This window comes from Sporosarcina sp. BP05 (assembly GCF_014282005.1).
In the GTDB taxonomy this organism is placed as follows: domain Bacteria; phylum Bacillota; class Bacilli; order Bacillales_A; family Planococcaceae; genus Sporosarcina.
On sequence record NZ_JACFTD010000014.1, the window covers coordinates 25,037 to 46,443 of the forward strand.

At 44.6% G+C, this 21,407-nt stretch carries 16 protein-coding genes and 1 other annotated feature; of the genes, 4 read left to right on the forward strand and 12 right to left on the reverse strand.

The genetic code is table 11. The annotated features are described in order from the left end of the window. Positions 1–120 precede the first annotated feature (120 nt). Positions 121–1,734 (reverse strand): malate synthase A, encoded by a 1,614-nt coding sequence (gene aceB, locus H2672_RS14405; RefSeq protein WP_186672527.1) that lies wholly within the window; start codon positions 1,732–1,734, stop codon positions 121–123. A 29-nt stretch (positions 1,735–1,763) separates the two neighbouring features. After that, positions 1,764–3,044, reverse strand: coding sequence for an isocitrate lyase (gene aceA / locus H2672_RS14410; RefSeq protein ID WP_186672528.1), 1,281 nt, complete (start codon positions 3,042–3,044; stop codon positions 1,764–1,766). 231 nt (positions 3,045–3,275) lie between these two features. On the opposite strand from aceA, the gene H2672_RS14415 reads away from it, so the two are divergent. Further along, positions 3,276–3,941: a LytR/AlgR family response regulator transcription factor gene (locus H2672_RS14415; protein ID WP_186672579.1), complete on the forward strand. Its 666-nt coding sequence runs from the start codon at positions 3,276–3,278 to the stop codon at positions 3,939–3,941. 144 nt (positions 3,942–4,085) lie between these two features. Here the strand turns inward: H2672_RS14415 and H2672_RS14420 are convergent, their stop codons facing one another. Continuing rightward, positions 4,086–5,417: a sodium/glutamate symporter gene (locus H2672_RS14420; protein WP_186672529.1), complete on the reverse strand. Its 1,332-nt coding sequence runs from the start codon at positions 5,415–5,417 to the stop codon at positions 4,086–4,088. A 356-nt stretch (positions 5,418–5,773) separates the two neighbouring features. Between H2672_RS14420 and H2672_RS14425 the strand changes: the two genes are divergently transcribed. The 3 genes from H2672_RS14425 to H2672_RS14430 all read left to right on the forward strand — a co-directional run bounded on the left by H2672_RS14425 (position 5,774) and on the right by H2672_RS14430 (position 9,485). Continuing rightward, positions 5,774–6,859: a glycosyltransferase family 2 protein gene (locus tag H2672_RS14425; protein ID WP_186672530.1), complete on the forward strand. Its 1,086-nt coding sequence runs from the start codon at positions 5,774–5,776 to the stop codon at positions 6,857–6,859. Positions 6,860–7,059: 200 nt separating this feature from the next. Continuing rightward, the gene (locus H2672_RS19420; protein WP_222439410.1) at positions 7,060–7,251 is read left to right on the forward strand and encodes a hypothetical protein; all 192 of its coding nucleotides are present in this window, start codon (positions 7,060–7,062) and stop codon (positions 7,249–7,251) included. A gap of 41 nt (positions 7,252–7,292) precedes the next feature. Then, on the forward strand, positions 7,293–9,485 hold the full coding sequence (locus tag H2672_RS14430; protein ID WP_222439411.1) for an exosporium glycoprotein BclB-related protein: 2,193 nt from the start codon (positions 7,293–7,295) through the stop codon (positions 9,483–9,485). A gap of 164 nt (positions 9,486–9,649) precedes the next feature. Here the strand turns inward: H2672_RS14430 and ilvA are convergent, their stop codons facing one another. The 9 genes from ilvA to ilvD all read right to left on the reverse strand — a co-directional run bounded on the left by ilvA (position 9,650) and on the right by ilvD (position 20,811). Then, positions 9,650–10,663 carry a threonine ammonia-lyase gene (gene ilvA, locus H2672_RS14435; RefSeq protein WP_186672531.1) on the reverse strand — a complete coding sequence of 338 codons (1,014 nt, stop codon included), beginning with the start codon at positions 10,661–10,663 and terminating at the stop codon, positions 9,650–9,652. Then, positions 10,664–11,254, reverse strand: a complete 591-nt coding sequence (gene leuD / locus H2672_RS14440) for a 3-isopropylmalate dehydratase small subunit (protein WP_186672532.1) — start codon at positions 11,252–11,254, stop codon at positions 10,664–10,666. 19 nt (positions 11,255–11,273) lie between these two features. Beyond that, positions 11,274–12,683, reverse strand: a complete 1,410-nt coding sequence (gene leuC, locus H2672_RS14445; protein ID WP_186672533.1) for a 3-isopropylmalate dehydratase large subunit — start codon at positions 12,681–12,683, stop codon at positions 11,274–11,276. A gap of 18 nt (positions 12,684–12,701) precedes the next feature. Continuing rightward, complete coding sequence (gene leuB, locus H2672_RS14450) at positions 12,702–13,802, reverse strand: 3-isopropylmalate dehydrogenase (protein WP_186672535.1); 1,101 nt, start codon at positions 13,800–13,802, stop codon at positions 12,702–12,704. Positions 13,803–13,839: 37 nt separating this feature from the next. Beyond that, on the reverse strand, positions 13,840–15,390 hold the full coding sequence (locus H2672_RS14455) for a 2-isopropylmalate synthase (protein ID WP_186672537.1): 1,551 nt from the start codon (positions 15,388–15,390) through the stop codon (positions 13,840–13,842). Next, complete coding sequence (gene ilvC, locus H2672_RS14460) at positions 15,377–16,411, reverse strand: ketol-acid reductoisomerase (RefSeq protein WP_186672539.1); 1,035 nt, start codon at positions 16,409–16,411, stop codon at positions 15,377–15,379. The genes H2672_RS14455 and ilvC overlap by 14 nt, the downstream gene beginning before the upstream one ends. A 115-nt stretch (positions 16,412–16,526) precedes the next feature. Further along, positions 16,527–17,042 carry an acetolactate synthase small subunit gene (ilvN, locus tag H2672_RS14465; protein ID WP_186672540.1) on the reverse strand — a complete coding sequence of 172 codons (516 nt, stop codon included), beginning with the start codon at positions 17,040–17,042 and terminating at the stop codon, positions 16,527–16,529. Next, on the reverse strand, positions 17,039–18,805 hold the full coding sequence (gene ilvB / locus H2672_RS14470) for an acetolactate synthase large subunit (RefSeq protein WP_186672542.1): 1,767 nt from the start codon (positions 18,803–18,805) through the stop codon (positions 17,039–17,041). Before ilvB ends, ilvN begins: the two co-directional genes overlap by 4 nt. Positions 18,806–18,897: 92 nt before the next feature. Next, positions 18,898–19,140: a binding site (T-box leader), on the reverse strand. A 3-nt stretch (positions 19,141–19,143) separates the two neighbouring features. Next, the gene (ilvD, locus tag H2672_RS14475; protein WP_186672582.1) at positions 19,144–20,811 is read right to left on the reverse strand and encodes a dihydroxy-acid dehydratase; all 1,668 of its coding nucleotides are present in this window, start codon (positions 20,809–20,811) and stop codon (positions 19,144–19,146) included. Positions 20,812–21,407 lie beyond the last annotated feature (596 nt).

Consider the following 21,407-nt stretch of genomic DNA (forward strand, 5'->3'; position numbering starts at 1 on the left):
CTTGCTCTATTATTTCACAACCACATTCACGACAAATCTTTCTGGGCATTTCTTTCCTATTATTGTTTGTTTGCATATAAATCTCCTCCACTCTCATATTGTTTGACCTCCATTTGTAGTTCAATTTAATAATTCATAACCCGGCAGTGTCAAAAACTCAACGAAGTCATCTTGCACGATCAAGGATGAAAACAGCTCGGCTGCTTCAGTATATCGGCCTGAACGGAACGCAGTGTCACCAACAGTCTGTTTGATTAATTCCAATTCCTCTTGCAATACTTTTGTAACCAGTTCCCCAGTAATATCCAGCCCATCGCTAAGTTTACCTTGTGGATGACGGATCCATTGCCATACTTGTGATCTTGAAATTTCAGCTGTCGCCGCGTCTTCCATCAAATTGTTGATAGGTGCGGCGCCGTTTCCTCTGAACCAGGAAGCAATATATTGGACGCCTACACTGCAATTCATTCGCAGTCCTTGTTCCGTAATCGTTCCTTCAGGGACTTCAAGCAAGTCTGAAGCGATGACTTTCACGTCTTCCCGCTTCCGGTCAATCTGATTCGGTGTCGGCATATGCTCGTTGAACTGCTCCATCGCAACTTCGACGAGTCCTGGATGCGCTACCCATGTTCCGTCATGACCGTCTGTCGCTTCACGGCGTTTATCTTCACTCACTTTGCCAAATGCCGCCGCGTTTGCTTCCGGGTCATTTTTAATCGGGATTTGCGCGGCCATCCCACCGACTGCTGGAGCATTGCGCTTATGACAAGTTTGAATACAAAGCAATGTATAAGCCCGCATGAATGGCGACGTCATTGTTACTTGCCCACGATCTGGCAAAATAACGTTTGGTTGATTGCGCAGCCGTTTAATATAACTAAATATATAATCCCAACGGCCACAATTAAGGCCTGCTGAATGGTCCCGAAGTTCATAAAGAATTTCGTCCATTTCAAATGCTGCCGCGATTGTTTCGATTAACACCGTCGCCCGAATTGTCCCATCCTTAATACCTAGTTGCTGCTGCGCAAAGATAAATACATCATTCCACAACCTTGCTTCCAGATGACTTTCAAGCTTCGGTAAATAAAAGTAAGGTCCTGATCCGCGTGTGATTAATTCCTTGGCGTTATGAATAAAGTAAAGTCCGAAGTCAAAGAAACTTCCTGCAATCGGCTCTCCATCAACCACGACATTCTTTTCTAGCAGATGCAATCCGCGCGGTCGTATCATTAACACTGCGGTGTCATCGTTCAACTTATATGTCTTACCATTGGAATGCTGTTCAAACTCAATCGTCCGCCGCACGGCATCTTTCATATTAAGCTGACCTTCCAACATGTTGGCCCATGTGGGTGATGTCGCATCCTCAAAGCAAGCCATGAATGTTTTTGCGCCTGAATTCAATGCATTGATGACCATCTTCCGACCGACTGGACCTGTAATTTCTACCCGTCTATCCTGTAGGTCATGCGGGAGGGGGGCAATTGTCCAATCCCCATCCCGAATGTGTTTTGTTTCGGCTAAGAAATCCAGTTTTATTCCACTGTCGATAGCGTTTTGACGCTGTTGACGGTTAGCTAAAAGGTCTCTCCGTCTCTCGTCAAAGTTATCATGAAGAGATTGTAGAAACGCCAGTGCTTCCGGTGTTAAAATCTCTTCACTCTCGGCCGTCAGTTCGCCTAAAACTTCTATAGTATGAGATATTTCTTGTTTTATAGTCAGATGAATCATCCTTTCCGATTGTTACTGGCACCGATAGATCAAACAAATTGTGCGGTTTCAGTTGAGCCTTTCATCGCCGTTGTAGAAGAAGTACCGCCAGAAATGATTTGTGACACTTCGTCGAAGTAACCTGTTCCAACTTCACGTTGATGTCTAGTCGCTGTGTACCCTTTATCTTCATTGGCAAATTCAGCCTGTTGCAGTTTTGAATAAGCTGCCATGCCATTGTCTTTGTAGTCATGCGCAAGATTAAACATGCTGTGGTTCAATGAATGGAAGCCTGCAAGTGTAACGAACTGGAATTTGTAGCCCATTTTACCGAGTTCCACTTGGTATTTCGCGATTGTCGCTTCGTCCAAGTTTGCTTCCCAGTTGAATGATGGCGAGCAGTTGTAAGCAAGCATTTTCCCAGGAAATTCCGCATGGATTGCATCCGCAAACTGTTGTGCCTCTTCAAGAGATGGATGCGATGTTTCACACCAGACAAGGTCTGCATAAGGTGCATATGCCAATCCTCGTGCAATCGCTTGGTCGATACCAGGTTTTGTACGGTAGAATCCTTCAGGTGTGCGCTCCCCAGTAAGGAATTCAGCGTCTACTGGATCAATATCGCTGGTGACCATATCTGCTGCATCCGCATCTGTACGTGAGATAAGAACAGTTGGTACGCCTAGAACGTCAGCCGCAAGTCTTGCTGCCACTAAGTTCCGGATCGCATTTTGTGTCGGTAACAATACTTTACCGCCCAAGTGTCCACATTTCTTTTCGGATGCAAGTTGATCCTCAAGGTGAACGCCTGCTGCTCCAGCTTCTATCATGCCTTTCATTAATTCGAATACGTTAAGGGGTCCACCGAAACCTGCTTCAGCGTCTGCAATAATGGGTGCGAACCAGTCGAAACCATCTGCGCGCCCTTCTGCGTGATCGATTTGGTCGGCCCGTTGAAGTGCTTGATTGATACGTTTGACGACAGAAGGAACACTATTTGCTGGATATAAACTTTGGTCAGGATACATTTGGCCTGAAAGGTTTGCATCCGCCGCCACTTGCCACCCGCTAAGATAGATTGCTTGAAGTCCAGCTTTTACTTGTTGAACTGCCTGATTACCTGTTAGAGCGCCAAGGGCATTGATGAAATCCTCTTCATGCAATGAACTCCATAAGCGAGTCGCACCTTTTGTTGCCAGTGTTTGTTCAATCAAAACGGATCCACGAAGTTTAACAACATCTTCAGCAGTGTAAGGACGTTCAATTCCTTTCCATCTGCTATCCTCCGCCCAGCTTTTCTCCAATTGTTCAATCTGCTCTTGTCTAGTCATATCTCAGTCACACCTTCCAGTTTTTTTATGTTCAGCTAGTTGTGAAATTAATTCTTTCGCACTGTTTCATAACAGCCGAAGTTGTTATACAGTAATATATAACAGAAGATACAAAGTTGTCTGTACTTTCCGACAAAAGGTTGTAATTTTAGGATGAAAGCGGTTTATAGATGACGAAATAGTTCGCCAGTAGAAGTTTCATAGAAAACAAAGGGGGATACAGATGTGAGGATGGTGAATATGGAGATTGCGAGAGAAGTGTTACAGCAATATGCTTCTATATTGGAAGATTGGGTACCGAAAGATGCTGCTATTGCAATTGCGATGGGTGATACCTACATCTATTACGTGGAAGGTATTCATAATATCCGCTTAAAAGAAGGGCAGCCTGTCATGCCTGGTAGCATTGCGGATAAAGTCATTAACCATCGACTCAAGGTTGATAAAATCATGGATAACTCATTGTTCGGAATCCCCTATTATGGAATTGGTTATCCAGTCGACCTCCAAGGCGAACCCGGTGCGCTAATCGTTATCTTGCCACCGTATTATCATGTACTGCGACATGAACCGTTTCGCTTCCTCACTGGAAAACAAGAAGATGAATGGAGCCCGGTTGCAATTGAAGAAATTGCTTATATAGAAAGCTTACAAAAGAAAACTTGGTTTTATGTAGCCAGTGAACAATTCTGTACCAGCTATACGCTGAAAGATTTGCAATTACGATTACCAAAGACGTTTCTACGTATCCATCGGTCTTACATTGTTAACATTCCAGCAATCCAGCGCATTTCCAGAGACATTACTTCTAATCTAGTACTTACATTAAGAGATGGTACAGAGTTACCTGTTGGCCAGACGTATATGGCTGATGTTAGGAAGGCCCTGGGGTTTTAGGTTGTTGGGAGGGGTTTATGATCGGTTCGCACGGGGATATAATCGGCTTATGGGGTGACAGTCACCCAATAACACCACAACAAAAACAGGACCCTTCAACCGTCATTCGACGGCAATAGGATCCTGTTCTTTTATGCTGTTCTTTTATGCTTTTCTATTTAACCATTTATTTTTAATTGCCATCAAATAAATAACGAATGCGAATGCAAATGTGATCGCAACAAAAATAAATCCTTGTGAACTTAATACAAGCATCGGAGCGAATGTAACGAGCATAATTTCAACTGGCGCAATTGGTATGTAAGCCAAGCTGTAATCATCCAGCGTTTTACTTTCAGATTTTGGATCGACAATTCTAAGCAGCGCCATACCCATAGCAACTGTTCCTGTTGTCCAGCCCCATGTGAATATCCCTTTTTCAAACCAGTATTCCGGGAAAAACTTCTTTGAAAAGACTGCGAAAAATAAGAAAGCATACACGAGACCAAACACAAACAGCATTAGTAACGGAACAGCGTAATCAAGTACAACTGCAATACTGATTGAACCAATTCCGAATGCAACGAGAATATCCGTCGCACTTCCACTAATTCTTGACACAACATCCTTACTGACATATTTATCTGTATTCGTAGAATTCAATATCTTCTTCACGAACAATCCAACAAGAAATGCCAGTGAAAATGCCGGTATAACAACGCTTGGCAATAGAGTTGCACCTAATTGGCTTAAATAATAACCGCCCATGGCGATAATCGTAATGATAGAAAGGTGAAAAACATATGGATCAATCGAAATTGACGATACCGTATCCGTTTCAGACTTCGTTCTCGATTCAGGTGGGATTAATCCCGTTCTAAGCTCGTCCGGCAAATCTTTGAACGAAGCGAGGAATGACGTATGCCCCTTCGAAGAACCCCATTTAATGAAGAGGATCCCAATTAGGATGGCACTCATAATCCCTACAGTTGCAGATGTCATAGCTAACGAAGTCGCTTCTTCCCAGCCATTTTGCTCAAACGTCGCACCAATAGCCGCTGCAGTTCCGTGTCCCCCTACGAAGCCGGCTGCAAGTAACAAACCGAAACCGTCATGTACATCCCAAAATGGATTAATCAGTAGGAGCGCGAATAACAATCCTCCACCCCACATTAATACCATAGCAATTTGAGAGTACGACCACATGCTTCCGACTCTTGTCTTAATCGCATTCCAGTCAATCCGTGGTGACAGTAACGGCAGTGTTCCAAAGATGACTGCTATCAAGATTGCCGGATAGACTTTAATTTGATCTGAAAACGGCAAAAGCCCTAAACCATTCGGCCCTAACAGTAAAGCCAGAAGCCCAGCAATAATACTAGCCGGCAAAAACATTTGCTGGATGAACTTAACCTTCGCTCGAATAATCGTCCCTACAAGCAGTAGCAATGAAATCAAACCGATATCCGTAAATAAAACCCATGGTGAAAAATCCATATTATTATTCTCCTAATCTATACATTATTTTTTGCTGAATTAAATGCCCCTCTCTTAACATCTATGTAACCGATTACACGAATATAAAAAGCATAATTTTTTATCAACTTTCACTAAGATAACATCTTTTAATGCCTTAGTAAACTTAACGGACAACTCCGAATTCCTTAGTGAATTCACAATTAACGAGTAACTAAAAACCTTTTAAACAAAGAGATATATCCGACATAATTAGATAGCCTCCAAGAAAACTTTCTCTAGAAAAAATATATATATTCGTAATACCCAGGAGTAATTTGTTCGTCAAAATCTCGGAGACTGCATATAAATAGATGGAAAGCTTGGAGGGATAAAAAGTGATAACGATAAGTTTGTGTATGATTGTAAAAAACGAAGAGGAAGTGATTGGGAGGTGTCTAGATTCTGTTAGTGGGTTAGTGGATGAAATCAATATTGTGGACACGGGGTCTGACGACCGAACAAAGGAAATCATCAATAAGTACACCAATCGAATTTTTGATTTTCAGTGGATTGACGATTTTTCAGCGGCACGTAATTTCTCATTCGAACAAGCAACAACGGATTATGTTCTCTGGCTCGACGCAGATGACGTATTTACAGCTGAAGATCAGGAAAAGTTCAAGTTGTTGAAACAATCCTTACAACCAGAGATTGATGCTGTTTCAATGAATTATCATTTAAGTTTTGATCATGAAGGAAATGTGACTTCCCTTTTGAGGAGGTATCGTCTAGTTAAAAGAATCAACGAGTTTAAATGGATAGGAGCCGTGCACGAGTATCTTTCCGTATCAGGGAATCTATACGCTAGTGATGTGGCAGTCACCCACTCCCCTTTAAGCCATGATAGTGAACGTAATATCACAATATATAAAAAGTTGGTGGAGTCAGGGGAAACACTTTCTCCGCGGGATACATTCTATTACGCCAATGAATTGATGGATCATAGTGATTTTCAACAAGCAATCCTTTATTACGAAATGTTTCTTGAATCGAAACTAGGCTGGGTCGAAGATAATATCAGGGCATGCTTTAAACTTGCGGACTGCTACCATAATTTAAACGACAAGGATAAGGAGCTTAGTTCTACCTTAAGAACCCTCGCCTTTGATGTTCCTCGGCCCGAAGCGTGTTGCCGACTCGGGTATTATTTTATGGAACAATTTAAAAACGCCGAGGCTATCCACTGGTATAGTCAAGCGCTCCTTTATGAAAATCATCAACAGATAAGCTTTCAGAACACTTCATTTTCCACATGGCTACCCAATCTTCAATTATGTGTTCTTTATGATCGACTAAAACAGTACGACAAAGCCTATCATCATAATGAATTAGCCGGGAAATACAAACCAAATTATGACAAAATAGTGAATAACAAAAAGTATTTAGATGAAGTTATTAGAAGTATTGAGGATAAAATTTAATTTGCCTATCCAAATAAAACAGCCACTGATAATTTATCAGGCGGTTGTTTTTTTATTCGGAAGTATAAATAGTGGAGAATTCCTCCACCCATTAGTACATATTTAATTAACTATTATTTTAGGCACGCAGTTGAATGCCCGTCCCCCCATATAATGCTCGAATAGGATGTTAGAGATAGGAGGTGAAAAAATGAATTATTATGACTAAAATAAACGAAAATGTAATAAATGTATTGAATGTAATAAATGTATTGATTGTATCAAACCTGAAACATGTAATTACGATCCGTGTTGTTGTAAAAGAGGGGCTACTGGCGCTACCGGGGCGACCGGAGCTACTGGATTTACCGGAACTACCGGTGATACTGGATCTACTGGCGCGACTGGAGTAACTGGTGCTACTGGAGCAACGGGTACGACTGGCGCTACCGGCGTGACTGGTACGACTGGCGCTACCGGCGTGACTGGTACGACTGGTGCTACGGGAACTAACGGTATTGACGGGGCTACTGGTGCGACTGGATCTACGGGTCCTAACGGCATTGACGGAGCTACTGGAGCGACCGGATCTACAGGTCCTACGGGAACTAACGGTATTGACGGAGCCACTGGTGCTACTGGTGCGACCGGATCTACAGGTCCTACGGGAACTAACGGTATTGACGGGGCTACTGGTGCGACTGGATCTACGGGTCCTAACGGCATTGACGGAGCTACTGGAGCGACCGGATCTACAGGTCCTACGGGAACTAACGGCATTGACGGAGCTACCGGAGCGACCGGAGCGACCGGATCTACCGGTCCTACTGGTGCGACGGGATCTACGGGAACTAACGGCATTGACGGAGCTACTGGTGCGACCGGATCTACAGGTCCTACGGGAACTAACGGTATTGACGGAGCCACTGGTGCTACCGGATCTACAGGTCCTACGGGAACTAACGGTATTGACGGAGCCACTGGAGCGACGGGATCTACCGGTCCTACTGGTGCTACCGGAACTAACGGCATTGACGGGGCTACTGGTGCGACGGGATCTACGGGTCCTACTGGAGCTACAGGAACTAACGGCATTGACGGAACTACTGGTGCGACTGGATCTACGGGTACTAACGGCATTGACGGAGCTACTGGAGCAACCGGATCTACAGGTCCTACGGGAACTAACGGTATTGACGGAGCCACTGGTGCTACCGGATCTACAGGTGGGACGGGAACTAACGGCATTGACGGAGCTACCGGAGCGACCGGATCTACCGGTCCTACAGGTGCGACGGGAACTAACGGCATTGACGGGGCTACTGGTGCAACTGGATCTACGGGTCCTACTGGAGCAACAGGAACTAACGGCATTGACGGAGCTACCGGGGCAACAGGATCTACTGGAGCTACAGGAACTAACGGCATTGACGGCGCTACTGGTCCTACTGGAGCTACAGGAACTGACGGTATTGACGGCGCGACTGGATCTACGGGTCCTACTGGTGCAACAGGAACTAATGGCATTAACGGGGCCACTGGAGCTACCGGTCCTACTGGCGTGACGGGAACTAACGGTATTGACGGAGCGACAGGTGCAACAGGATCTACTGGTCCTACTGGAGCAACAGGAACTGACGGCATTAATGGTGCTACCGGCGCAACGGGATCTACGGGATCTACTGGTCCTACTGGTGCGACAGGAACTGACGGCATTAACGGCGCTACCGGTGCAACGGGATCTACTGGAGCGACTGGAACTAACGGCATTGACGGAGCGACAGGTGCAACGGGATCTACTGGTCCTACTGGTGCGACGGGAACTGACGGCATTAACGGCGCTACCGGCGCAACGGGATCTACCGGTCCTACTGGAGCTACTGGAACTGACGGCATTAATGGTGCTACCGGGGCAACAGGATCTACTGGCCCTACTGGAGCTACAGGAACTAACGGCATTGACGGAGCTACTGGAGCGACCGGCGCGACAGGATCTACGGGTCCTACTGGAGCAACAGGAACTAACGGCATTGACGGCGCGACTGGATCTACAGGTCCTACTGGTGCTACAGGAACTAACGGCATTGACGGAGCTACTGGTGCTACTGGCGGAACCGGAGCTACGGGCGCAACCGGAGCTGGTGCCTTTATTCCTTTTGCATCAGGTATTCCAGCTGTCATGACCACTGTCTTGGGTGGATTAGTTGGTACTACAAGTTTAATAGGGTTCGGAGGGTCTATTGCGGGTGTTTCTCTTTTGGGTACTGATATCTCCACAGCGTTACTCCCGATTGAGTACTCTTTCACAGTACCTCAAGCTGGTACTATCACGGCAATGTCAGCCACATTCAAGAATACATTGGCATTGACACTTATTGGTACAACTATAACAATTACCGCACAAGTATATCGTGCGGTAGCAGGTAACAACACCTTTAGCCCTACAGCTGCTGTTTTAACTCTAGCTCCATCATTAACAGGTTTGATCGCTATTGGTAACCTTAGTTTTGCTTCATCTAGCTCAATTTCAGTTCCGGTAGCACAAGGTGACCGCCTATTGATGGTGTTCTCTTCAAGTGCCACAGGTCTTTCTCTAATAAACACTGTAACAGGTGGTGCAAGTGCAGGGTTGACAATTAGTTTATAAAATTCACACGAAGAAGCATAGTTGACATGGAATAGCATAGACTGCCAAAAGACAAAAAATTACCCCTTTCATTAATAAAAATGAAAGGGGCTTTTTCAATTCGATGATTAAACATTAGTAATTCTAACGATAATCATTATTGTGTAATACACATAGCTTAGATATTAAAAATTAAGCACAGTATCATTACATGCCGTTATACAATTTCCTAGCTTCGCAATATCGAAGTTTCCGCCTGAGACAATCACACCGACTCGTGCAGCAGAAGTTGGCAATTTCTTATTCAGAACAGCTGCAATCGCTGCAGCTGCCGCCCCTTCAACAAGCAACTTCTCGCGTTCTAACATGAAAAGAATCGCTGAAGAAATCTCCCGTTCAGTTACCGTAATCATATCGTCTACATAATTATGAATGATATCCATCGTTACTTTACCTGGTTCTTTGACGCAAATCCCTTCCGCTATCGTCGGTAAAAAGTGAGCCAAATTACTTTTTCTACCGTGATAAGCCGAAACAATAGCCGGTGCGTTTGCGGCCTGGACACCAATCACTTTTACCGAAGGCCGTATTGTCTTCACAGCAAGTGCAGTCCCTGCGAGCAGACCTCCACCACCTGCTGGTACAACAATCGTGTCCAGATCAGGTTGCTGTTGTAGCATTTCCATCGCAACAGTTGCCTGACCCTCGATAATTGTTAGATCGTCGAATGGGTGAATAAACGTCGCACCTGTTGCCAGTTGTTCGGTACGCGCCGCCTTATAAGCCTCATCAAAACTTTTCCCAACAAGCTTAACAGTCGCTCCGTATTTCCGGGTAGCATCCACTTTTGCCGCTGGAGTCGTTTCAGGCATGAATATTGTAACCTTGGCGCCCACTTTCCGTCCTGCCAGTGCAACACCTTGTGCATGATTTCCCGCGGAAGCCGCAAGTAAACCTTTTGCGCATTCTGCCTCTGTCAATTGAGAGATTTTATTGAACGCGCCACGTACTTTAAATGACCCTGTCTTCTGTAAGTTTTCAAGTTTTAAATACACTTCGGATTGTGTCCATTCATTCAATGTCTCCGATTGTTTAATTGGCGTACGGTGAACAATTTCGGTTAAGCGTTCAAATGCTTCGAATAAGCGCGTTGTTTCATACAAATTCCCAATTACACCATCTCCCCTTTTAGTCGGCATTTACGTGTGCTGATGTTGTTTTTCATAGTTGGCTATTTGTTCTTCATATTGGAATGTCAAGGATATTTCATCCCAGCCATTTAACAACATTTCTTTATAATACGGATCAATTTCAAACGAATAGGACTTGCCATCCTGCCCCGTCACCGTCTGTTCAACTAGATTAACTTCAACTGAATAAGGATCTTTTTGACCGTTTGCCAATAACTCTTCCACTTCCGACATTGTTAATTTAATCGGAAGCAAGCCGTTTTTCATGCAGTTATTATAGAATATATCCGCAAAACTTGGCGCGATAACGACATTGAATCCATAGTCTAAAATCGACCACGGTGCATGTTCACGAGAGGATCCGCAGCCAAAGTTTTCTTGAGCAACGAGGATTTTAGACTCTTTGAACCGCTCATCATTCAAGACGAAATCTTGAACTTCGCTTCCATCAGCATTATGTCGCCAGTGATAAAACAAATATTTCCCGAACCCTGTACGTTCAATTCGTTTCAAGAACTCTTTCGAAATAATCTGGTCGGTATCGACGTTTTTACGGTCAAGCGGTGTTATTACACTAACGACTTCGTTAATCGGTTCCATCTAATCATCCTTTCCTCACTTATGAATGAACAACTTCCAATTCGCGGACATCTACAAAATGGCCTGCAATTGCTGAAGCGGCTGCCATGGCCGGACTTACAAGATGTGTACGTGCCCCTGCTCCTTGACGCCCTTCGAAATTCCGGTTCGATGTTGAAGCGCACCGTTCACCTGCTGGAACAACATCATCATTCATCGCAAGGCACATGCTGCAACCCGATTCCCGCCACTCGAATCCAGCCTCAAGGAATACTGAATCTAACCCTTCATCCTCCGCCTGTTTTTTAACAGTGCGTGAACCTGGTACAACAATTGCCGTGACGGAAGGATGGACTTTCTTCCCTGCAATCACTTTCGCCGCTGCACGTAAATCACTCAATCTTGCATTTGTGCACGAACCAATGAAGACATGCTGGATATCAATTGACTTCAGCGGAGCGCCTTCTTCAAGCCCCATATACGCCAGTGCTTGTTTCAGTGCATCTTTATCTGATTCTGACTCAAAATCCTTCGCGTAAGGAACACTTGCCGAAATACCAGATCCCATTGAAGGATTAGTACCCCATGTCACGAACGGTTCGATTTCATCTGCATTCATTTCAAGAACCGTATCATAAGTCGCGTCTGTATCAGATGCAAGCGACAGCCAATGCGCCGATGCCTCTTCAAATTCCTGACCTTCTGGAACATATCTACGGCCTTTCAAATAAGCAACAGTCGTTGCATCTGGGCTGATCAAACCGGCTTTTGCCCCTGCTTCAATGGACATATTACAAACGGTCATCCGTTCTTCCATCGTCAAATTACGGATTGCTTCACCCGTAAATTCAACAATATGCCCCGTACCCATATCAATTCCAAATTTGGCGATAATCGCTAAAATAACATCTTTTGCGGTAACACCGAATCCAAGTTTCCCGTTAATGCGGATTTCCATTGTTTTCGGCTTTGATTGCCACAATGTTTGCGTTGAAAGGACATGCTCGACTTCGCTCGTACCGATGCCAAATGCAATTGCTCCGAAAGCGCCATGTGTAGATGTATGGCTATCACCACAGACAATTGTTTTACCTGGCTGCGTTAGTCCAAGTTCTGGCCCGATTATATGAACAATTCCTTGATCCGGATGATCCATATTTGCAAGCGGGACGCCAAATTCATCACAATTTGTTTGCAATGTGTTGATTTGTTTCCGCGCAATTGGATCTTTAATCTCATCACGATTTCGTGTCGGAACGTTATGATCCATCGTTGCAAAGCAGAGATCGGGTCTGCGCACAGTACGATTCGCAAGTCGCAGCCCTTCAAACGCCTGCGGAGAAGTCACTTCATGCAATAAATGAAGATCGATATAGAGCAGATCAGGCTTCCCTTGTTCTTCGTAAACGATATGCTGATTCCAGATTTTCTCGATAATATTTTGCTCCATATGGCAGCCCTCCCTCTCTTAAACGTATGAAAACATAATGCTATTCGAGACGAATTGTGTATCAAGTTCGTCAATGACTTTGTCCGTCCACTCTTTTGTCGATAAAACCCGTTTACCCGGTTCTACAAGATCTGCTGTGAAGAAACCATCTTCAAACACTGTGTTAACCGCTTCTTCAATTGCAGACGCTTCCGTATCTAGGTTGAATGAATACTTCAACATCATGGCAACCGATAGAATCGCTGCTGCAGGATTTGCCAAACCAAGTCCTGCAATTTCAGGTGCGGAACCGTGGACTGGCTCGTATAAACCAAAACCGTCCGAACGGATACTTGCTGACGGAAGTACGCCAAGTGATCCTGTAATGACAGATGCCTCATCACTTAAAATGTCGCCAAACATATTTTCCGTAACGACAACGTCAAATGCCGCTGGGTTCGTAATCAATTTCATAGCCGTAGAATCGACTAACATATGCTCCACTTCAATATCGGGATAAGCTTTCTTTTTCTCTTCAACAACTTCACGCCATAGCTTACTCGTTTCAAGTACATTTGCTTTATCAACAGAAGCTACTTTTCCTCGGCGCAAGCGGGCAATTTCAAACGCCGTGACTACGATACGCTCAATCTCTTCGCGTGTATAAACCAGTGAATCCACTGCAGCATCTGCTGTCCGCCGACTTGGTTCGCCGAAATATAGACCACCTGTCAGTTCCCGTACGATCATCATATCTACATCTTTTGCCACTTCTGGTTTTAGAGGAGATGCATGGAGTAAGGATGGCACAGCTTTCACAGGCCGAAGATTGGCAAACAAGTCGAAACGTTTCCGAATCGCAAGCAGTCCTTTTTCCGGTCGGAGTGCTGAAGGATTTTGGTCCCATTTCGGACCGCCTACAGCGCCAAGAAGTACCGCGTCACTCGCTTCACAGAGTGCCACTGTTTCATCTGGAAGCGGATTTTGATGTTTGTCAATTGCAGCGCCGCCAATTACTCCGTACTCTACATGGAACGTGTGGTTAAAGCGTCTTGCAATCACTTCAAGCACCTTCACTGCCGCTTCAGTCACTTCTGGACCAATTCCATCACCTGGTAATACTGCTACTTTCTTCTCCATAGAACTTCTCCTCCTTATTGTTTTTAATTCTATTTATTCAGACTATTTGAGCTGTGCTAACTTTTGTTTGGGAATGCTTTTTGACCAATTGTCTGTTAATTGCATTAAAGTAGGCTTTTGCAGATGCGCCCAACACGTCCTGTGCGACATCGCGTCCAATAGACACTTCGCCATTAATACTGAGATTAACAACCGCTTCGCCAAGTGCATCGCGTCCTTTGCCAATCGATGTAACACGGTAATCTAGAATATGAACTTCGCCTTCAACAAGTATTTCTAGCGTATTGAAAATGGCTTCAACTGATCCTGAACCTGTTGCTGTCGCAGTGACTGTTTTTCCATCCGGATTAACAGCTGTAACGGTTGCAGATGGAACATTCGCAGTTGCATATTGAACTTGAACATCTGTAAATTTATAAACAGGTACATCATTAGTTTGAATTTGCTGATCTGTAAATAATACAAACAGATCATCTTCTGTAATTTCTTTTTTACGGTCCGCAAGTTTCTTAAATTCAGCAAACGCTTCATTTAACTTATCAGCACTAAGATCAAAGCCCATTGAAATGGCGCGGTCACTGAATGCGTGTCTGCCAGAGTGTTTACCTAGCGCAAGCGGTTCAGTTTTGCCCCCGATTAATTCAGGTGTAATGATTTCATATGTCTCACGATTTTTCAGGTAGCCATCCTGGTGAATTCCTGACTCATGAGCAAATGCGTTCTTGCCAACAATTGCTTTGTTTGGCTGGATGACAACGCCTGTTAATTGACTGACAAGTTGGCTTGTGCGTTTAATTTCGTGTAAATTAATACCCGTTTCCAATCCGTAATAATCTTTGCGGATATGGAGTGCAACAGCAATTTCTTCAAGCGCTGCATTTCCTGCACGCTCTCCGATCCCATTGATTGTACCTTCGACTTGATCGGCACCATTTTCAATCGCTGCGATTGAGTTGGCTACTGCAAAACCTAGGTCATCATGACAATGTGCAGAAAGCTTCACTTTATCGATGCCTGTGACGTTTTCTTTCAGGAACTTGAATAATGCACCGTATTCTTGTGGTGTTGCGTAGCCGACCGTATCAGGAATATTGATAACGGATGCGCCAGCTGCGATTACTTGATTGATGATACGCACTAGGAACTCCCGATCTGAGCGGAATGCATCTTCAGCAGACCATTGAACTTGCGGGAAGAACTTACGGGCATATTTCACGGCTTCTACTGCAATTTCTACGACCTGGTCAGGTGTTTTCTGAAGCTTATATTCCATATGGATAGGTGAAGTTGCTAAAAACACATGTAGATGAGGTTGTTCCGCACCGCGAAGTGCTTCCCAAGATGTTTCGATATCGCTTTTCATTGCGCGGGCAAGACCAGTTACCGTCGACTTCTTCACTGCGTTTGCGATTTTCTGTACCGCTTCAAAATCACCCGGGGATGAAGCAGGAAACCCTGCTTCGATGATTGTTGCCCCGAATTTTTCAAGCTGCCGTGCAATTTCTAACTTCTCCGCTGTATTTAGGTTAATACCTGCAGATTGTTCACCGTCCCGAAGAGTTGTGTCAAATATGTCAATTTTTCGCACTACCCACCACTTCTTCCTCTTTTGATTTTGCACCTTCATTGACGAAAGGCATCATTGCGCGAAGTTTTTTACCAACAATTTCAATTTCATGCTGTGCTTCCGTTTCTTCAAATCGATTGAAGTTCGGACGACCATTTTCGTTTTCTTCAATCCATTCTCTCGCAAATTTACCTGATTGAATGTCTGTTAGTACATCTTTCATACGCGCTTTTGTATCCGCGTCAACAATACGTGGTCCTGAAACGAAATCTCCCCACTCAGCTGTATCTGAGATCGAGTAGCGCATGCCTGCCATTCCGCCTTCATACATAAGATCAACAATCAGTTTTGTTTCGTGCAATGTTTCGAAGTAAGCAAGTTCTGGTTGGTAACCTGCTTCTACTAGTGTTTCAAAACCAGCTTTAACAAGTGAAGTCAGTCCGCCACATAGTACCGCTTGTTCGCCGAATAGATCTGTTTCTGTTTCTTCTTTGAACGTCGTTTCAAGTACGCCGCCACGTGCAGATCCAATCGCTTTTGCATAAGCAAGAGCTACGTCTTTCGCTTGGCCCGAAACGTCTTGATAGACTGCGAACAATGCTGGAACACCTGCGCCCGCTTCGAATGTTCTACGAACAAGGTGTCCAGGTCCTTTTGGTGCAACTAGGAATACGTCAACATCAGCAGGTGGTACGATTTGACCGAAGTGAACGTTGAATCCGTGTGCGAAAACAAGTGATTTACCTGCTTTAAGTGCTGGCTCGATTTCTGCGTCATAGACTTGTTTCTGTCTTTCATCCGGAAGTAGGATCATGATAACGTCCGCTTTTTCAGCAGCCTCACGAACAGTCAATACTTGTAGTCCATCTTGTTTTGCCTGATCAAATGATTTACCTTCGCGGACGCCGACAACGACATTGAATCCAGAGTCATTCAAGTTTTGTGCGTGTGCATGACCTTGTGATCCGTATCCGATGATTGCTACAAGCTTATCTTTCAAAAGTCCTTCGTTGATATCTTGGTTATAATACATTTTAGCCATAATTGTTTTCCTCCTAATAGTTGGGTTTTTTTAGTTTGGTAATTCTGTCTAGATAGGTTGTAATAATGAATTTCATTGAATCTGCTACGGCGCTAGGGGATGCCCTTCGCTTTTCCTACTTTAATATAGATAGCTGAGGTGATTGAACCTTTTGTGTTTCACGAACAAATGCCGTAGCGCCTGTTCTTGTCAATTCTTTGATGCCATAAGGCCTAAGTAAATCGATAAATGCCTCAATCTTTTCCGGATTTCCAATCACTTGGTAGGTGACGACGTTTTTCCCAGTGTCGATAACCGTTGCCCGGAATGGTTCGATAATGCTGTTCATTTCACTTCTAACATGTGGCGGTGAAATGACTTTCACTAGCGCAAGCTCTCGCATAACGATCGCTTTATCCGTGATGTCATTGACTTTAAGAACATCGATTTGTTTTTGCAGCTGTTTAACGAGCTGTTCGATTTTCCGTTCGTCTTCTACATTGACGATGAACGTCATTTTGGACCTGCCTGCTATTTCGGTGTGACCGACTGTGATGCTTTCGATATTGAACTGCCTTTTCATCAGCAAGCCGGTCACCCTGTTGAGCACGCCACTTTGGTTGATTACAGTTACTGTAATAACTCGTTTCATAGTTTACTCACCCCGATCATTTCATGTAGTCCTCTACCTGGTGCAACCATTGGATAGACGTTTTCGAGTTGTTTTACACGGCAATCGATGAGAACGGGTTCATCAGACAACAGTGCTTCTTGAAATACTGCTTCTGCTTCTTCCAATGTGTCGATCCGATACCCTTTAATGTCATACGCCTCTGCTAATTTCACAAAGTTTGGCTGAACGGGCATCAATGATTGGGAGTAACGCTTTTCGTAAAATGTTTCTTGCCATTGGCGAACCATTCCAAGACAGCCATTGTTTAGAATAATAATTTTGACTGGAATGCGCATTTCTTGTAACAGCGACAACTCTTGCGCTGTCATTTGGAATCCAGCATCTCCAACAATTGCAATGACGCGTGCATCCGGCTTGGCGATTTGTGCACCAATTGCTGCCGGGAAGCCGAAGCCCATAGTGCCAAGACCGCCTGAAGTTACCCAATGGTCCGGATTATTCAGTGAATAGTATTGAGCCGTCCACATCTGATGCTGTCCGACATCCGTTGTGACGATTGCATCACCCTTTGTAATGCGGTGGATGATTTCAAGCGCCTGTTGTGGAAGAATTGCTCCTTCATCATCGTTGTTGTACCACAATGGAAACTTCTCGGCCGATTCTTTTAAGTATGTCAGCCAAAGCGCTGTTTCCGGTGACGAGAATTGTTGTTTCAACAGGGCTTGCAGTGCTTCTTTAGCGTCCGCTACAATCGGGATTTCCGTCGGTACATTTTTCCCGATTTCAGCAGGATCGATATCGATGTGGATAATCTTTGCATTCGGAGCGAATGATGCCAGATTACCTGTCAGCCTGTCGTCGAAACGTGCGCCGATATTGACAAGTACATCACATTCACTGAGCGCCATATTGGATGTAACCGTTCCATGCATGCCGGCCATTCCTAGGAATAGTTCATGATCACCACGGATACCGCCAAGACCAAGAAGTGTATTCGTCACAGGAATCTGATGTTTCTCTACAAGTTCTTTCAATTCATCCATCGCCTGCGCATGCAAGATACCTGCACCTGCTAGGATCAGTGGTTTTTTCGCCCCAGAAATGGCTTCTGCTGCTTTTTGTATTTGTAAATAGTTCGGAGTCGTTGTCGGCTGATAACCCGGTAAATCTACTTCCGCGTCCATATCGCCCGTTGGAATGAAGAGCCCCGTTGCAATATTTTTAGGAATATCAACGAGTACGGGTCCTGGGCGTCCTGTTGAAGCAATGTGGAATGCCTCTTTGATAATTCTTGGGAAATCAGCTACATCATTCACTTGGTAGTTATGCTTTGTGATTGGTTGCGTGATCCCAATAATATCCGCTTCTTGGAACGCATCGGTACCAATGACTGTATTTGCCACTTGCCCGGTGAAGATGACGAGTGGCAGTGAATCCATCATTGCATCGGTAATTCCCGTCACCAAGTTCGTCGCCCCAGGTCCAGATGTCGCAATGACGACACCAGGTTTTCCTGAAACACGTGCATATCCTTCAGCCGCATGAATCGCGCCTTGTTCGTGACGTGCAAGTATGTGGGAAATAGGGTTTTGATACAATGCATCATAAATCGGTAATACAGCTCCTCCAGGATAACCGAAAATAACGTCGACACCCTGATCCTTCAAAGCTTGAATGAGTACAGCAGACCCATCTTTCGGTTGTACAGTCTGTTGTGGCTCCTGCACAGTCTCTGGCGCCGTTTCCTTTACCACTTGCTTCGTTTGAACGTCAGCATTCATCTATAAACTCCTCCTTACTCATACTTTTGAATAATCAATCTTCTTGTCGAAAAAAAAAGCCTTTTCATCCCACGCAAAGAACTTCTCCTTTACATAGGGATGAAAAAACTTTTCATGGTACCACCCTTGTTCGCAGCAATCTAGCCGCCTCATGAATAGACTAGGTCTATTCTTTTTATAACGAGCGCCGATTTCTCGTCGCCCGGGATTGCCTACTTTACTTTCAGCAATCCACTCCGGGGTGATGTCGTAACTAGTTGTATTACCGGCTTTCAGCATTACCGGCTCTCTGTGAATACAGGCTCTAATTACTTTTGCCCCATCATTGATTTTAACTATTAAATTTTCATAACTCCGCCTGTACTTGCAGATGTGACAAGCGCTGAATATCTGGCTAGATAGCCTTTTTTAATTTTAGGTTCGAATGGCTTTAAGTTTGCTCTACGTTTTTCAAGTTCTTCATCAGAAACTTCAAGTTCAATTGTCCGGTTTGTTAAGTCGATTGAGATGATATCACCATCTTCAACTAACGCGATTGGTCCGCCTTCAGCCGCTTCAGGTGATATATGGCCAATCGAGATGCCTCGGGATGCCCCTGAGAAACGTCCATCTGTAATGAGCGCTACTTTCGTCGCCAGCCCACGTCCTGCAATTGCAGCAGTCGGTGCGAGCATTTCAGGCATTCCCGGTCCACCTTTCGGACCTTCGTAACGAATAACAACAACATCGCCTTCTTTTACTGTTCCGTTGTCAATACCTTCTTGTGTATCTTCTTGCGATTCAAACACAATGGCTTTTCCTCGAAACGCTGTAATCGATGGGTCAACGGCTCCTACTTTGATGACGCCGCCGTCCGGTGCAATATTACCGAATAGGACGGACAAGCCACCTACAGGACTGTATGCATTATCGTGACGTCGAATGACTTCATCGTTAAGTATGTGAGAGTCTTTTACGTTTTCATAAAGTGATTTTCCGGTAATCGTCATCCGGTCTGGATGAACCGCTCCCTCAATTTCACATAGCTCTTTAATAATGGAGCTGACACCGCCTGCAAGATGGACATCGTGCATGGTGTAGTCAGAAGATGGACTGATTTTGGATAAATACGGAATCCGTTCGGCAACTTTGTTGATATCACGGACATCGTATTCAATTTCTGCTTCGTGTGCGATTGCAAGTGTATGGAGCACTGTGTTTGTAGAACCGCCCATTGCCATATCAAGTGCAAATGCATCATCAATTGTTTCTTTTGTTATAATGTCACGCGGTTTAATATCTTCTTTCACCATGCGAACAAGATGTTCCGCGGCTTCTTTAATGAGTCTATGTCGTTCATTCGAAGTAGCAAGAATTGTACCGTTACCCGGAACTGTTACTCCCAGCATTTCCATTAAAGAGTTCATGGAGTTTGCTGTGAACATTCCGGAGCATGATCCGCATGACGGGCATGCACTCTGTTCAATGTCGAGCAGCTCTTCTGCTGTCATCGTACCTTGTTTGTAAGCTCCAACACCCTCGAATACGGAGACGAGCGATAAAGGCTTACCAGTCGATGATACGCCGCCTTCCATTGGTCCGCCTGAGACGAATACGGATGGAACGTTCGTACGAACTGCTGCCATCAACATACCCGGCGTAATTTTGTCGCAGTTTGGAATGTAGAATACACCGTCGAACCAGTGAGCGTTGATAACCGTCTCTGCAGAGTCTGCGATGAGTTCACGACTTGGTAATGAATAGCGCATTCCGATATGTCCCATTGCAATCCCATCGTCAACACCGATTGTGTTGAACTCGAACGGGATCCCGCCAGCTTCACGAATCGCCTCTTTGACGACTTCTGCGAATTTGTTCAAATGCATATGTCCCGGAATAATATCAATATAGGAGTTACAGACACCGATGAAAGGTTTGTGCATATCTTTCATTCTAACGCCTGTAGCGTACAGCAGACTTCTATGCGGTGCACGATCTACACCTTTTTTAATCATGTCACTTCTCATTGGTTTTTCCATTGTAGTCACCCCTCATCAAATCACTTACATGTTGAAATTCTGTTTATCTTGCTGTCTAGGTTATGTAGTTTGTGAATTGAATCACGAACTGATATTGGATTGATGTCATCATATCTTGGATACCGGCTGGAGTCAACAGTGTTTTTAAAATTGTTAACCAATTATGAATAGTACATTTAAATGTATCCGCTTACATGCTAGTTATATAGCGATATATCGCATATAGCACATTTAAAAAAACTTTCAAACTTTTTTTTATGAATTCTATTTTTAATGATTTTTCCGGAATTGGGACTTTTCTAAAAGCCGCGCAAGCGCCTTCGCTATAATTGTTCATTATTGAGAGTGTTGTGGTTCTGAGTGAAAATTGTTGATCTCTTGGCGCTTTGGGGATGCCTCTCGCCCTGAGCCTGGATTAGCGCTTCGCATCCAGGCTTACGACTTCGGCTACCCCTTTGCCGCGCCTGCGCTGGGGTGTTCATTATAGAGAGTGTTGTGATTCGGAGTGTCGATTGTAGATCGCTTGGCGCTTTGGGGATGCCTCTCGCCCTAAGCCTGGATTGGCGCTTCACATCCAGTCTTAG